This window comes from Saliniramus fredricksonii (assembly GCF_900094735.1).
In the GTDB taxonomy this organism is placed as follows: domain Bacteria; phylum Pseudomonadota; class Alphaproteobacteria; order Rhizobiales; family Beijerinckiaceae; genus Saliniramus; species Saliniramus fredricksonii.
This window is the reverse complement of record NZ_FMBM01000002.1, coordinates 1,916,705-1,931,962: the sequence shown is the minus strand read 5'-3', so window position 1 is coordinate 1,931,962 and position 15,258 is coordinate 1,916,705. Positions and strand designations below refer to the sequence as shown.

Genomic DNA, 15,258 nt, shown 5'->3' with positions numbered 1-15,258 from the left:
GCTTTGCTTTATATTTGCTGATGATGTTGAGCGCACTTGTCCATTCCCGCGCCGGGCCCGAGGCCCTCGCCGCAACGCTTTCCGCCCTGGTCACCGGGGTGGCCGAGGGCGTCGTGGCAGACGCCGTGGTCATCGTCGAGCAGGAAAGCGAGGCAATCGATCTGATCATCGAGGCGACCGGCGCGCATCATGTGGTGATCGCAGCCGGGTCTGACCCGTGGTCCGCCGGCGCCGCGCTCGCACGACGCGACTGGTTCATCTGCCTCGAAGCCGGTGACATTCCTCTGGAAGGCTGGATCGGCGCGGTCGACCGCTTCGCCTTTATCGCCGAACGCGAGGGCTATCCGATCGGGCGGCTGGCGCGCCGGGCGCCGGATTGGCGGGAATGGCTGCGTGAGCGCGTCGGCCGCCTGTCGCGCGCGATCCGCGCCGGCGACATCGTCCACCGCTCAAAGCTCGACGGGGCTGCAGCCAGACGCCCGCGCATCGCCGGTGTCGAGGCGCAGATCCTGCGCCAGCCTGCACCCCAGCCCGAGCGCGATCTCGCCCCAGCCGGGTGAGGGCGGTCGCTCAGGCGTCGCGCAATTTGCCGCGTTTGAGATGCTCGTCGAGGCGGGGCATGATCTCGACGAAATTGCACGGCTGATGGCGATAATCCAGCTGCGGCTGCAGGATCCCGTCCCAGGCATCCTTGCAGGCGCCGGGCGAGCCGGGCAGCACGAAGATGTAGGTGGCGTTCGTCACCCCCGCCGTGGCGCGCGATTGCAGCGTCGAGGTGCCGATCTTGTCGTAGCTGATGCGATGGAAAACGGCGGAAAAACCGTCCATCCGCTTCTCGAAGAGTGGCTCGATCGCTTCCGGCGTCACATCGCGACCGGTGAAACCCGTGCCGCCGGTGGTGATCACCACCTCGATGGCGGGATCGGCGATCCAGGCCGAGACCTGCTTGCGGATGGCCTCGACCTCGTCGCGCACGATAGCGCGATCGGCGAGCGTGTGGCCGGCTTGCGCGATGCGCGCGGCGAGCGTATCGCCGGAGCGGTCCTGCGAGAGATCACGCGTGTCGGAGACGGTCAGCACGGCGATCGCGACGGGAATGAAGGGCTGGGACTCGTCGATTTTCATGATCTGCTCGGTGGTGTGGCCTTGTTTCTCATAATTGCGAAAGCAACCTTTAAGCAGAATGTAAACTTTCCCGGCGAGAATTCCAGCGCCAATCGCATCCTCTTGGTGGTGCGACAGATGGATTTTACAATGGAGCATGGTTCACAGCAGGATGACACGATCGAAAGCCGGCTCGAACTGCTCGTCAGGCAGGGCGGCGGCTATGAGGGTGCGTTCGACCTGCTCGTGGATGTGCTGATCGAGCGCGGCCCGCAACTGCCCGATTCCCGCCGCGACGATTGCATGGATCTGATCATCGCGGTCGCGCCGCGTTGTTCGGCGCGCACGATCGGCGAGGCGACCCGGCGCATGGCCCTGCACGAACACGCCCCGCGCACGTTGATCCTCGCCCTCGCCCAACTGGCCATCGCCCGGGAGGCGCGTGAATCCGGAGAGAAGGCGCCGCCTGCCGCCGAGGCCCAGCCCGAGGACGAACTCACGCGGCTGATCGCCGAAGCGCCGGCGGAGGCGTTGCGCGATCTGGCGCGTCGCGAGGATCTCCATGCGGGCGCCTGCGCCAGGCTCCTGCAGCGCGGCGACCAGGAGGCCATCGCGGTCTGTGCGCGCAACCGCAAGGCGCGCTTCGACCGCTCCGGCTTCGCCGAAGTCGCCGCCATGGCGGTCGAAGACGATGATATCCGCGCCGCGCTGTGCCACCGCTGGGATATTCCGGAAGACGACGTGGCGCGGTTCTGGGGGGCCTGTGTCGACCAGGACAAGGCGCGGCTGCTCGTCTCCGGATTCAGCGCGGATGAAGAGCCGCAGCTCGACGACATGCCGCCACTCGGCCTGAGCGACGAGGAGGAGGCGGTGCTCGAAACAGAGCGACAGCTGGCCGAGCTGATTCTCGAACATACCCGTCCCAGCTCGCTGCCGCGCGCAGCGCGCAAGCTCGCCGAGGCGGCGGGGATCGATGACGGTCTCGCCTTCGATCTGATCTGCGGCTCCTATGAGCGCGGGGTGGTGTTGCTTGCGCGCGCGGCGGGGATGGACGAATGGGCTTTTCTGAAGCTCGTCTGCTCGCGGCTCAAACAGATCGCCTCGACCACCACACCCCACCGCGCCTTGCGTCATTTCCGCGAATGCTCGCGCGAGGAGGCGGGCCGGATCCTCGCCAGCATCACCGATGTCAAATCGCTGATCGCGCAGGAGCGGGCCGCAGCGAAGGCAACGGCGCGCGCGCAGGCGAAAGCTGCAAGAATTCGCAGCCTGCAGGGTCTGGAGCCGCAAGCTGAAGATGCCTCACCGCCGGTCGCGTCGCCGCAGCCCGTCGCCGCTTCCGCCTGACCTTATCCCGCGTCACCCCCGATCACCGTCGCAGCGATCCAGTATTCCGGATACCGCGCGTGTAACTGCGCGGCGGCCGCGTCGCGCGTGGCATCATCGGCAAACAGCGCAAAGACCGTCGCGCCCGAGCCGGACATGCGCGCGAGCAGGCAGCCGGGGCAGGCGGCCAGAGTCTCGCGCAGGACCGCAATGGCCGGGGCGATGGCCTCGGCCGGGCCGGCGAGATCATTGCGCCCCGCCTTCAGCCGCGCGATCCAGCCAGCGCGATCATGCGCACCAGGCCAGGCCTCGGGTTCGGCGGGGAGCGCGTCATCCATGTCACCCGGCGGCGTGAAACGCGCGCCCGGCGCGAGGGCGAGCCCGCGGAACACCTCCGGTGTCGGTACGGCGATGCCGGGATTCGCGAGCAGGGCCGGGAAGGCCGGGAGGGTGAGCGGCGGGCCGAGATCGGCTCCGGTGCCATACATCACCCGGCTGCGACCGGCGAGACAGACGGGCACATCCGCGCCGATTTCGGCCGCTGCGCGCAAGAGTGCCGGATGGTCAGGAAATATCCCGGCCCCGTCGGCGAGGAGGCGCAGCGCCGCCGCCGCATCAGCCGAGCCCCCGCCGATGCCGGAGGCGACCGGCAGATGCTTGTCCAGAATGAACCCGCCTGCCGGCAGATCCGGCAGGTGTCGATGGAGAACCGCCCGGGCGCGGGTGACGAGGTTTCCCGCCCCGGAGCCGCCATCGATCAGCGCCGACGCCATCGGCCCGGTCAGTTGCAGGGATTGGTCGCTATCGGCCACGAAAGTGAGCCGGTCGCCGGTCGCCGCGAAGCTCACCAGGCTTTCGAGATCATGATAGCCATCCGCACGGCGTGCGCGCACATGCAGGATCAGATTGATCTTGGCGGGGGCGAAGGCGCTTGCCTGCACGCCCCGACCTTCGGCTTCAGCCACCCTCGCGCGCCCCGTCGGTCGCTTCACCGGCCTCGCTCTTGCGTGAATCGGCCTCGGCCTCGTCGAGCCCGATTTCGAGCTTGCGTTCGATCATCTCGCGGTCATCCTCCCCGGGATCGTTGGCCAGAGCCCGCTCCCATTGGAACCGCGCTTCCAGCCGGCGCCCGACGCGCCAATAGACGTCGCCGAGATGATCGTTGACGACGGGATCATTGGGCAGGTGCTCGATCGCGCGCTCCAGTTCGCGCACCGCATCCTCGTAGCGGCCGAGCTTGAAATAGGCCCAGCCGAGGCTGTCGATGATGTGGCCGTCATCAGGGGCGAGCTCGATCGCCCGCTGGATCATGGTATAACCTTCATCAAGGCGGATATCCATGTCGACCCATGAATAGCCGAGATAATTGAGGATCTGGGCCTCGCCCAATGGTGATGTGTCGGGCACGAGATCCAGTGCCTGCCGCAGATCCGCCTCCGCACGCTCCCACTCGCCCATACGCTCGAGCGAGGCGCCACGGAAGAAGAACAGGGTCCAGTCGCCCGGACCGGGATCCCCCAGAAGCGCGATCGCCCGCGTATAGGCTTCGGCGGCCTCCGGAAAATTTCGGCGCATGCGCTGGATATTCGCCAGAGCCACATGGGCCTCGCGGTTTTGCGCGTCGCGCGCAATCAGCGCCTCAAGATGCGCGACGGCATCCGCCTTGCGGTCGAGCTGTTCGAGCAGCATTCCGATATCGACCTGTGCGCCGGATTGAAGCGGAGAAGCCGCCGGAATCGCATTGAAGGTTTCGATCGCGGCGGCGTATTGCGCGCGCGATTCGAGGAGTTCCGCGAGCGTCGCCAGCGCCATGTCATGGGCCGGAGCGAGGTGGATCGCCAGACGCAGATAGATCAGCGCGATGAGATCATCACCATCGCTGATTCCCACCGAGCCGAGCCCGTAGAGCACTTCGGAAGCACCTTCGTTCACACTCGACACGGCGCGGGGCAGGCTTTTGTCATCCCGCAGGGCCTCGAGATTGGCATGGGCAATCGGGTGACGCGGGAAGGTTTCCAGAAAATCCTCATAGGCGGCGATGGCTTCGTCCGTGCGCTCGTCCCGGGCGGCGAAGCGGGCATAGGCATCGACGATGCTGAGCGCGCTCGGCTGCGCTTCGAGGGCCGCTGAAAAGCGTGTGCGCGCGATCTCGGTCTCACCGAGAAAACTCGCGATCAGCGCACCGTGATAGAGCCGGAAAATCTCGTAACCCGCTTCACCTTCGAGCCGGTCGACGGTGAGAAGTGCGTCCTCTTCGAGGCCGCTGCCGGCATAGGCCCATGCCCGCAGCAGGGTTGCCGTGAGATCCGCAGTATTGCCGCGCCCACCTTGTTCGAGGCGCGAGCGGGCTACGGCGAAGCGACCCTCCCGGATATCCCCGACGGCCTGGGCCAGCTGTGCGAGGCTGTTGCCGGGATCGCTCTCCAGAATCCGCTCGGCGGCGCGCAGGGCATAGCTCATGTCGCCATCCGCCAGAAAGGCGATGAAGGCGTTTTCAAGCAGTGCTGGATCGTCCGTCACCATGTCGAAAAGGCGGCGGTAGAAAGTGGCGGAGGCGGTGGTGTCTCCGGCGAATCCGGCGACATGGGCCGCGAGAAAGTTTCCCGCCACACTGCGCGCAGGGTAGGGGATCTCGCGCAGATCATCGAGACGCGGCGCTTCCGGCGCTGCCTGCGCCGATGCGGCGCCTCCCCACGGGCCCGCATTGATCGTGACGGCGAGGGCGAGCACCGCAGCGCCCCGTATCAGGATCTGCATGAAAGAGGTGATGTGGTCAGACGGCTGGCGAGCGAACACGAGGGCGATAACTCCTGGGTTCCGGCGGTGCCGGCGCTGGGCGTGCCGGCCCTGACCGCCTCCCGCAGCGCGGCGGGTCGAATATGCTTCAAACGCGAATCCTGGCCACAGCATGGCCTCTTCGCCCCGCCGCTTCAAGGTGTAAGGTTGACACGCCCGGAAAATCCGGTCGCCTTCTGCCTTACATGTTCGGATAGACCGGTCCGCCGCCGCCTTCCGGCGTGACCCAGTTGATGTTCTGGGCCGGATCCTTGATATCGCAGGTCTTGCAGTGGACGCAGTTCTGCGCGTTGATCACGAAGCGCGGATTGGTCTTCTTCACCTCGTCGTCATAGACCACCTCATACACCCCCGCCGGGCAGTAGAGCCGCGCCGGCTCACCATATTTCGGCAGGTTCTGCGCGATCGGGATGCTGGAATCCTTCAGCGTCAGGTGGCAGGGCTGCTCTTCCTCGTGATTCGTGTTGGAGAGGAAGACCGAGGAGAGCTTGTCGAAGGTCAGGACACCGTCCGGCCTGGGATAGCTCAGATGCTTGACCTGGTCGATCGGCTTGAGCGTCGCGTGGTCCGGCTTGCCGTGGCTCATCGTGCCGAAGAACGAGCTCTTGAAGAGCTGGTTCATCCACATGTCCAGCCCGCCCAGCCCGATGCCGAGCAACGTGCCGAATTTCGACCAGAGCGGCTTGACGTTGCGCACGGGCTTGAGATCCTCGCCCACGGCGGAGCTGCGCCAGGCTGCATCATAGCTCGCGAGCTCGTCATTGGCGCGCCCCTCGCGCAGGGCGCTGACGAGATGCTCGGCGCACAGCATGCCCGAATGAATGGCGTTGTGGCTGCCCTTGATGCGCGGCACGTTGACAAAGCCCGCCGCATCGCCGACGAGACAGCCGCCGGGGAAGGCGAGCTTCGGCACCGATTGCCAGCCGCCCTCGACAATGGCGCGCGCACCGTAGCCGATGCGCTTGCCGCCCTCGAAGGTCGGCGCGATCATCGGATGCGTCTTGAAACGCTGCATCTCGTCAAAGGGCGAGAGCGTCGGGTTTTCGTAATTCAGATGGATGACGAAACCGACCGAAACCAGATTCTCACCGTAATGATACAGCCAGGAGCCGCCGCCGGTGCGGTTGTCTAGCGGCCAGCCGAAGGAGTGCTGCACGAGGCCCGGGCGATGCTGCTCGGGCGAAATCTCCCAGACTTCCTTGATGCCGATGCCGTATTTCTGCGGCTCGCGTCCGGCATCGAGGTCGAACTTGCGGATCAACTGCTTCGTGAGATGGCCACGCGCGCCCTCGGCGAAGAGCGTGTACTTGCCGCGCAATTCCATGCCGCGGGTGAAATTCGGACCCGGATTGCCCTCGCGATCGACGCCCATATCGCCGGTGGCGATGCCGAGCACGCGCCCCTCGTCATCATGCAGCACTTCCGCCGCCGCGAAGCCGGGATAGATCTCGACCCCAAGCGCCTCGGCCTGGGGCGCCAGCCAGCGGGCAACTTCGCCCAGGGAGCCGATATAGTTGCCGTGGTTGTTCATCAGCTTCGGCATGGCGAAATTGGGCAGGCGGATGCCGCCGCCCGGGCCGAGAAAAAGAAACTGGTCTTCGGTGACCTGCGTTTTCAGCGGGCAGTCGGCATCCTCGCGCCATGCGGGCAGGAGCGCGTCGAGGCCGCCGGGATCGATCACCGCGCCGGAAAGGATATGCGCGCCGATATCGGCGCCCTTTTCCACCACGACGACAGAATAATCCTCGCCCGCTTCGGTCGCGATCTGCTTGATGCGGATGGCGGCTGCCAGCCCGGCAGGGCCCGCGCCCACGATCACGACGTCGAAATCCATCGATTCGCGTTCGGGCAGCTCGGCCCCGTTCTGCGTAGTCATGCCATTGCCTCCTTTGGAGCGCTTTTCCGGTTTGCTCTCGAGCGCGTCTGCGATGGATGCACCGCCGTTTCGCTGCCACGGGACATGCGCCTTGAAGACGCCGCCATATCGCAACGGAACGCGCCAGACCATAATGCTTCCAGATAATCCGTCCAGCGGCATCTGTCGAACGGGCAAAGCATCGCGCCGCGACCCAGCCATGGTCGATCCCCAGCGACCGTGGTACGAAACGGACCGGAGGGCCACTGGATCGGGTCTGGGGCCCACTTGATCGGGTCTGGTGCCCACTTGATCGGGTCTGGGGCCCACTTGATCGGGCCTGGGACCCACTTGATCGGGTCTGGGGCCCACTTGGCGAAATCCGTCATGCGCATGACAATCGAGGGCGCTGGTGCTGACGCAGAAGACGCTTTGTCTGTTGCCTAACACAGCTGCGCACGCTATGAGAATCGCTGAAACTCACAGGTTCGGGTTGAAATGGCCCGTGTGATGGCTTTCAGATTGCCGGATCGGCGGATTTGCAGGAGTCGGGTTTGTCGGATTACTTCCCTGACGGGAGTCTGATCTTGCCATTGCTGCGCCCCGATGCGCGGGAATTCATCGGCAGCCAGGCCTTGACGCGCAACATGCAGGCCGGGGAGGTGATCTTCGAGCCGACCGGCACATTGTCTCATGCCGTATTCCCGCATTCCGGTCAGATTTCGCTGCTCGCCATCCGGGATGACGGGCGCGTCGCGGAGCAGACCGCCATCGGTCCGGAGGGCATGATCGGGCTGTCCATGATCCTCGGCGGCGGTGCCACTCTCAGCCGATCGGTCACCCGCATACCCGGCATCGCCACCTGGATTCCGCTCGCGACGATGACCGAGGCGCTGGAGCGTTTTCCCTGTCTCTATACCGCCCTTATCCTCTACGGGCGTTCTTTGATCATACAGTTGATGGAAAGCGTCGCCTGTAACTCGCTGGGGCATGCACCGGAGCGGGTGGCGCGCCGGTTGCTGCATGCTCACGATGCCGTCCATGGCGATACGATCCTGATCACGCAGGAGAGCCTGGCCGAGGCTCTGGGCCTGCGCCGCGCCACGGTGAACGCCGCCTGCACCGAACTCTCACGTGACGGCATCATCACTTATACGCGCGGCAAGGTGATCGTGAACGACCGGGCAGGGCTTGAGGCACGCGCCTCGGATGCATACCGCCGCATCGTGGCCTCGTATTCCTGGCAGTCTCAGGATGCGTTCGACGCCCATGTCTATAAAGCTCGGAATCGTTTCCGGTAACAGGGCCCGATGCCTGATATTCGCGCTGAAGCCGGCAATCGGGATGCGCGCAGGCACGCACCATGCTGCGCCCGCTCCGCTGTTGCGTCCTGCGACCTGACCGGAACTAGTCTCGCTGCGGTTTGATCGTGTCCTTGCCACCGCCGATCTGGTCGACACCGAGTTCCTCGGCACCTTTCGGCGCGGCCACCGTCTGCTTTTCCTCGCCGGGGCGATGGTCGAAGCTGACACCGGCCCGCTCACGCATATCGGCGAAGGCTCTCGACTGCAGATATGGCGCCAGATACCAGGCGATTGGAATCGCCAGGATGAATGTCGCGATCGTCGCGATCGGAATCAGCGTTTCCGAATGGGCCGTCAAGGCCGGTATCGTCATGATCGATACGAACTTTATTCCGAAGAGAACCGCGTTGACTGGAAGATAGACCAGCGCGGCGACGATGAGGCGCTTGCGCATGACGTCACTCCTTTCACTGATCAGGCCAACGCCTGGAAGCGTTCAGAGTTTCCGATCATTGGCCAGGTTTCCCCTCGCCAACCGCTTCGTTTTGCGATTCCGGCTTGGCCTGGGAATTTTCCAGGGCCGGAAATGACGTAATTGAAGAAACTTTGAATCGGTTTATAATTGTATCTTTTTGATACAATGATGGTCAGTGATGAGACATATTGCACGATATCATGCGATCTGCTGCAATCCGGATTCCGGATATGACCAGAAATGAAACAGTTCATGTGAATTGAATACACGCGATAATACGCTTCATCTTGGGTTGTATTACGATTTATTGGAGATGCGTAAAATTTGAATCGTGCAAGCAATAAAGAGTTTGCAGATTTTTCCGAGAGTCAGCGCCAGTGACCATGGAGGCGCCCGGATGAAACGCTTCATTTCTGATACGCGCGGCAACGTGGCGATGATCTTTGGGCTGACCCTCATTCCCGTCATGGGATTTGCCGGGGCTGCGCTCGATTACAGCCGCGCGACCGCCGTGCGGGAGGAGTTGCGTCTGTTCGCCGATCAGACCGCACTCAATGTCGCCCATGCCGGAAACCCGTCTTCGGCCCCCGCCATTCTGGCGAAGGCCGAAGACGAGCTGCGGGGAAAGCTGCGGGAGAACCTCGAGGATGTGCAGATGCAGGGCCGCTGGCTCGACGGTGCGCATTATCAGGTGAAGATCAGTGCCGATTTGCGCTCCTCGCTTCTCGCCGGCGTGCCCGGCATGCCGAAGACGATCGCTGCGCAGGTCATCACCGTCGCGCACCGAATCCCGCCGACTTACAGGGTGCTGCCGCCCGACATGTCGATGCTCGACCCGGAAGCGGGCGATTACAACCGCATCTACATGTATTGCTACGACCCCTTGCGCGCGGCAGAACCGGGGGCTGATCCGGATGAATTCCGCACGCAACTCACCGCCATCGCCGATAATTCCTCGACCACGGTCTATGATACCGAACTTCCCGAATGTGGTGCGGGTGAGCATGTCTCCTACATGCTGCGCAACGTGCGCGGTGCACGCACCAGCCCCAATGCATGGGATGACCCGTCGCGGGAAGTCTACAACTATTTCACCGACACGGTGCTCGATCCGAATACGCGCGTGCTGGAGCATGACGTTCAGGGCTATCGCGTGCGCCACGGCCATACTTTCGAGAAGATCGACATGGACGACGTCGGTCTCATCGAGACCGTGCATTGTCGCGATACCGAAGAATGCAAGGTTGAAACGCAGGGTGGCGTCATCCCGTATCCGGGCAAGGGACGCACCCCTGAGCAGGCCACGGCTTCCTGTGAGGACGGGCAGTACATGTATTTCGGTTGGGAGGACCGCCCGGTCTATCCGCAAGGCCATCCCCGTCACGGTCAATGGACGGATGCCGATTTCGACGATATCCGCCTGATCGTCTCCTGTCCCGAAATCATCGCGACCGATCGCACGGTGCGCCTCGTGCAATAACCCCTGCGCCGTGACGAGCAGCGCGCGGCCCCTGCGATCAGGACGCCCGGATCCCGCCCCGATCCGGGCGTTTTCCGTTTCGCCCCCTCAAGCAGCATCGCCGCCGGATACGCTGACGCAACGGAAGGCGTTTCTATATTCAAGGTAGCATATTTTTTATGAATCGGTTCTATGAATGCTTGCATGAGGATCCTTGATGGTGGGTTGCCGAATATGCATGCCCTGATGCAAATGCCCGAGATTCATCACCACGATGGCCCCGATCGCGACCTGCTCGGTCTCGACAGGCGTGGAAACGTCGCGATTGTCTTCGCTCTGCTGCTCGTGCCGGTGGCCGGGCTGGCGGGCGCGGCGCTGGACTATTCCCGGGCGCATTCCCTGCGCAGCGAATTGCGCGTTCTGGCCGACAGTACCGCGATCGCGATCGCCATGGCGAAGGACCCGCAGCGCACGGCGCTGTTGCATGAGCAGGCGCGTGAATCCGTGATGGAGCGCCATGGCAACAGCGTGGAGCATGTCACGGTGCGTGGCGAGTGGGTCGACGAGATGCATTATCGCATCAACATCGAGGCGGACCTGTTCGCGACGCTTGCGGCCGCCATGCCCGGCATGTCGCGTTCGCTGACGGCGGGTGTGGAGACGGTGGTACGCCGTCCGCCCATGGTCCAGGTGATGCCGCCACCGGATTTCAGGCAGCTCAATCACGAGGCCTCCGATTACGACCGTGTCTACACCTACTGCTTCAATCCGGACCGGACGGATGATCCCGATGGTGGCCGGCGCAATTTCGTGCCGTTGGCCGACAACGCAACACCGCCAACGGAATACGAGCAGGAATTCGCTGAATGCGGACCGGGAGAATTCATCAGCTTCATGTTGCGCAATGTGCATGCTGCGCGTGAAAACCCCGAACAATGGGACGATCCCAGCCGGCGCGTGTTCGTCTATTATGCCGATACCACGATCAATCCGGAAACCGGTGCATTGGTGCACGATGTCTCCGGATACCGCGTACGCGACGGCTGGCGCTACGAGGAGATGGATCTCTACAGGCAGAATCTGGAGACAGTGCTCTGCGACACGCTTGAGGAATGCGTTCGCCTTGATGAGGGCGGCATATTGCCCAATCTGGAAACCGATCGGGATCCCGAGATCGCCGAGGAGGTCTGCGAGCCGGGGAAGTACATGTATTACGCTTGGGAAGACCGCAGCAAGGGCTATGGCTGGACGGATTACGATTACAACGACATCCGTATGATCATCGGCTGCCCGACCTTCCAGGAAGCCGGTGGCGGACTGATCCGGGTGGTGCGCTGAGCCGCATCCCGATCGCCCGCATCCATCTGCCGGGGACCTGCGTAAGCTGATACCGTGTTGCAATTCAAATGGTATCGGGGTGCATGATGGATCGCGCGGTTCTGGTGACGGGGGCGGCAAAGCGCATCGGGCGGGCGATCGCGCTGGCGCTGGCGGGTGAGGGTTACGCGGTCGCCGTGCATTACGGGCGCTCGCGCGAGGCCGCCGACGCACTCGTCGCGGAGATCGAGGCTATGGGCGGGCGCGCCTGTGCGGTCCAGGGCGATCTCGCCGATGCGCAAGCCGTGGCGCGGCTGGTGCCGGAGGCGGCGTCCAGGCTGGGGCGAGCGCTCACCATGCTCGTCAACAACGCCTCCGAATTCGAGCCGGATGCACTCACCGCCCTCGATCCCGAACAATGGGAGCGCCATTTCGCCATCAATCTGCGCGCGCCCGCCTTTCTGGTGCGCGATTTCGCCCGGCAATGCCCGGACGGTGCGGACGGGCTCGTCGTCAATATGCTCGATCAGCGCGTGTGGAAGCCCACGCCGCATTTCTTTTCCTACCAGCTCACCAAATCCGCCCTGTGGACGGCGACGCAGACCATGGCGCAGGCGCTTGCCCCGCGCGGCATCCGCGTCAACGCGATCGGGCCGGGGCCGACCGTCTCGAATACACGCCAGGGCGATGCGGATTTCCGCAAGCAGACGGAGGCGACACCGCTGAAGCGCGGTGCCACGCCGGAAGAAATCGCCAGGGCCGTCCTCTTCCTTGCCGCGACGCCGGCCATGACGGGCCAGATGCTCGCCCTCGATGGCGGCCAGCATCTGGCCTGGGAGACGCCGGATGTGGTGGGGATCCGCGAATGAACATCATCCCCTCGAGCAGGGTACGGCGGCTGGTTGAAATCATCGGGCCTGAAAGGGATCGAGAGCCTCCGCTCCGGCTCTGTCCGGCCCGGAGCGCTGCGACGCGCGGGGATGTACGAAACGATCCTGGGGGAGGCCGGGGCCTGTTCTGCATGGCGCCTGACAAGTCATGGCCAGCGGATCTTCGCGTAATTTCACGTTTAGTGGATGTTATTTAAATGCTCATCAGAAAATGCCACTAATAATTGTAGTCTTGGCCAAGATGAGCTAAAATATATATTTGTTTTGGCGAAGATTTTACTCTTCATAAATGATTATCTGTGACATCTGTCTGGAATACGACCAAAACGAAGCCGAGCTGATGCTATCCATTCGTCGATCCAGCCTCCTGTTCACCGGCCTTGTGGGGCTGGCCGTCCTCGTGGCCGCAGGCTTCGTCATCGGTCAAGAGATGCGGCGTCTGTCGTCCGCGACGCAGACCGGCAACGCCGTGACGGCCTTGTCCTATCTGAACAAGGCGACGATCGAGATATCGCTCGAACGCTCACTCTCGCAGGTCGGCCTCGCCCTGCCCGGACCGTTCCCGGCGCGATTCCAGGACGCGCTCGCGGAGCAGCGGCGGCGTTCGGAAGCGCTGTTTGCCGAACTGGATGCGCATCTGGCCTCCGTCGCATTGCCGCGTGAGGGAGAGCTCGTCGAAGCTCTGGGGCAGTACCGGCAGGCTCTTGCGGCAATCCGGGCGCGTGTGGATCCCGACCTGCGGGTGGCCGCGGATGAACGGGCAGCAGGCGGCTCCGACGTGATCGAGCGCATGAAAGCCACCATTGCCGCCATCAACGATCTGGGTGATCTCGTCCGCCCGCCGACCGACAGCACGCCCGCAGCAATCGCCGCCAACGATCTCCTGATGCAGCGCGCCTGGATCATCCGCGAGTTCGGCGGGCGCGAGCGCACCTATTTCGCGATCGCAACGGCACTGCAGCAGCCGCTGACATCCGCCGACTTGCCCGAAATGCATGAATCCCACGGGCGCGTCCTGCAGGCATGGGGCCTGTCCCAGAGCCTCGCCACACGCGCGGAGCTCGCGCCCGCCGTGGCGGAAGCCTTCCAGCGCATGCGCCGTCTCTATTTCGAGGATTATGAGACCCTTCGGCAGGATCTCTACGCTGCCGCAGAGACCGCCGATTATCCGGTCGATTTCGAAACCTATTTTGCCCGCTCTACCGAGGCGCTCGATTCGGCGGTCGATCTCGTCGTCGAGGCGGCTGCCGCCAATCTCGCGCTTGCCGAGGATTTGCGCAGCGAGGCTCGCGGCAAGCTCTGGCTGACCATTGCCTTGGCGCTCGTCGCCCTCGGCGTGACCGGGATGGCCGTGCGCTATTTCCAGAACCGCGTTGCTGGCCGGATCAGGCGGGCGACGCAAGTCATGCAGCAGCTGGCGGCCGGCACGAATGACGTCGATCTCAGCGCGCTCGCAGGCGCGGACGAGGTGGGCGATATGGGGCGCGCGCTTGCGGTGTTCCGCGACAACGCCCTTGCGCGCACGCGCCTCGAATCCCAGGCGCAGACGGATCGTGACAAGGAATTGCTGCGCCAGGACAAGATCGAGAGCCTGATCCAGCGCTTCCGGGAAGAAACGGCGCATGTACAAGAGGGGCTGACCGTCGAGATCAGCCAGCTGGGGCAGACATCCGCGCGCTTGACGCGCGTCAGTGCCGACGCCTCGGAGCAGGCGCTCGAAGCCGGAAATGCCTCGCGCGAGGCGGATCGGCACGTCCAGTCTGTCGGCAGCGCCGCCGAGGCCCTGGCCGGATCCATCCGCGACATTACCGACCAGGCGCAGGCCACTTCCGGCAAGGTCGCGCATGCGGAAACCATCGCCGACGCGGCGACGGCCACGGTCGGCGAGCTCGCGCGCGGTGTGGAGACGATCGGCGAGGTCGTCGCGCTGATCCGTCAGGTGGCGGATCAGACCAATCTCCTCGCGCTCAACGCGACGATCGAGGCGGCCCGCGCCGGTGAGGCGGGGCGCGGCTTCGCCGTCGTCGCGGCGGAAGTGAAGGCGCTCGCGGGGCAGACGGCCGCGGCGACCGAGGAGATCTCGGCGCAGATTGCGGGTATCCAGAGCAAGACCGGCGATGTCGTCGGCTCGATCGACGGCATTGCCGGCACGATCGGCGAGATTGCGGATCTGGCCAGGGCGCTGGCCCAGGCGGTGGCCATGCAGGACGAGGCGACCCGCAGCATTGCCGGTTCGATCAGCCTCACCGTGAGCGGTTCGGCGACCGTGGCGCGCAATCTCGACGCGGTCTCCGGCGCCATCGAAAACGCGCGTGTCGAGGCGGATCAGGTGCGCTCCGTGTCCGACCGGGTCGATCAGGTTGCCCAGCAAATGGCCCGGTCGGTCGATGCCTTCGTCAGCGGTGTTGCCGAAGATGTCGATGACCGCCGCAGCGAGACCCGCATCCCGGCGCGCGATCCCGTCGAAATCCGAATGGCGGATGCCGTGATGCCGGCGCGTCTCGTCGATGTCTGCAGTTCGGGCCTGAAGATCGCATTCGAGCCGCATCTGCAGGAAACCGGCGCAATCGTCCCCGGCGCTGCGGTCACGGTCGTCTGGGCAGACGGGACGCGGATTGCCGCGCAGATCGTCTGGGCCTCACGCGCCCAGGCGGGGATGGTGTCGGAGGCGATGAGCAGCGTCGTCGAGCGCTATCAGCAACTGGCCGCGTGAAGTCCTGGCCGTTGGCTGC

Annotated in this window: 12 protein-coding genes; 7 read left to right on the top strand and 5 right to left on the bottom strand. The window is 64.2% G+C overall.

Going from position 1 to position 15,258, the window contains the following annotated elements; genetic code table 11:
- The first annotated feature begins 23 nt into the window (after positions 1 to 23).
- Complete coding sequence (locus GA0071312_RS15310) at positions 24 to 560, top strand: hypothetical protein (RefSeq protein WP_238947314.1); 537 nt, start codon at positions 24 to 26, stop codon at positions 558 to 560.
- A 10-nt stretch (positions 561 to 570) separates the two neighbouring features.
- Here GA0071312_RS15310 and moaB read toward each other — a convergent pair whose 3' ends face one another.
- Entirely contained in the window at positions 571 to 1,125 is a 555-nt protein-coding gene (moaB, locus tag GA0071312_RS15305; protein ID WP_074446245.1) for a molybdenum cofactor biosynthesis protein B, read from the bottom strand.
- A gap of 129 nt (positions 1,126 to 1,254) precedes the next feature.
- On the opposite strand from moaB, the gene GA0071312_RS15300 reads away from it, so the two are divergent.
- Entirely contained in the window at positions 1,255 to 2,451 is a 1,197-nt protein-coding gene (locus GA0071312_RS15300; protein WP_074445664.1) for a DUF2336 domain-containing protein, read from the top strand.
- Between the two features lie 2 nt (positions 2,452 to 2,453).
- On the opposite strand, the gene GA0071312_RS15295 is transcribed toward GA0071312_RS15300, so the two are convergent.
- From GA0071312_RS15295 to GA0071312_RS15285, 3 genes are all read right to left on the bottom strand, one after another.
- On the bottom strand, positions 2,454 to 3,395 hold the full coding sequence (locus GA0071312_RS15295) for a 4-(cytidine 5'-diphospho)-2-C-methyl-D-erythritol kinase (protein ID WP_238947244.1): 942 nt from the start codon (positions 3,393 to 3,395) through the stop codon (positions 2,454 to 2,456).
- Positions 3,388 to 5,226, bottom strand: coding sequence for a tetratricopeptide repeat protein (locus tag GA0071312_RS15290; protein WP_165604054.1), 1,839 nt, complete (start codon positions 5,224 to 5,226; stop codon positions 3,388 to 3,390). The genes GA0071312_RS15295 and GA0071312_RS15290 overlap by 8 nt, the downstream gene beginning before the upstream one ends.
- Before the next feature lie 181 nt (positions 5,227 to 5,407).
- On the bottom strand, positions 5,408 to 7,102 hold the full coding sequence (locus tag GA0071312_RS15285; protein WP_238947243.1) for an electron transfer flavoprotein-ubiquinone oxidoreductase: 1,695 nt from the start codon (positions 7,100 to 7,102) through the stop codon (positions 5,408 to 5,410).
- 566 nt (positions 7,103 to 7,668) lie between these two features.
- Here GA0071312_RS15285 and GA0071312_RS15280 point away from each other — a divergent pair.
- Positions 7,669 to 8,382: a Crp/Fnr family transcriptional regulator gene (locus tag GA0071312_RS15280; protein ID WP_165604053.1), complete on the top strand. Its 714-nt coding sequence runs from the start codon at positions 7,669 to 7,671 to the stop codon at positions 8,380 to 8,382.
- Between the two features lie 106 nt (positions 8,383 to 8,488).
- Here the strand turns inward: GA0071312_RS15280 and GA0071312_RS20380 are convergent, their stop codons facing one another.
- A complete protein-coding gene (locus GA0071312_RS20380) occupies positions 8,489 to 8,839 on the bottom strand; it encodes a hypothetical protein (RefSeq protein ID WP_074445661.1) in 351 nt (116 codons plus the stop codon).
- A 418-nt stretch (positions 8,840 to 9,257) separates the two neighbouring features.
- Between GA0071312_RS20380 and GA0071312_RS15270 the strand changes: the two genes are divergently transcribed.
- The 4 genes from GA0071312_RS15270 to GA0071312_RS15255 all read left to right on the top strand — a co-directional run bounded on the left by GA0071312_RS15270 (position 9,258) and on the right by GA0071312_RS15255 (position 15,239).
- On the top strand, positions 9,258 to 10,340 hold the full coding sequence (locus GA0071312_RS15270) for a TadE/TadG family type IV pilus assembly protein (RefSeq protein ID WP_074445660.1): 1,083 nt from the start codon (positions 9,258 to 9,260) through the stop codon (positions 10,338 to 10,340).
- Positions 10,341 to 10,565: 225 nt separating this feature from the next.
- Entirely contained in the window at positions 10,566 to 11,657 is a 1,092-nt protein-coding gene (locus GA0071312_RS15265) for a Tad domain-containing protein (RefSeq protein ID WP_165604052.1), read from the top strand.
- Positions 11,658 to 11,743: 86 nt separating this feature from the next.
- Positions 11,744 to 12,505 (top strand): SDR family oxidoreductase, encoded by a 762-nt coding sequence (locus GA0071312_RS15260; protein ID WP_074446242.1) that lies wholly within the window; start codon positions 11,744 to 11,746, stop codon positions 12,503 to 12,505.
- Between the two features lie 361 nt (positions 12,506 to 12,866).
- Entirely contained in the window at positions 12,867 to 15,239 is a 2,373-nt protein-coding gene (locus tag GA0071312_RS15255; protein WP_165604051.1) for a methyl-accepting chemotaxis protein, read from the top strand.
- Positions 15,240 to 15,258 lie beyond the last annotated feature (19 nt).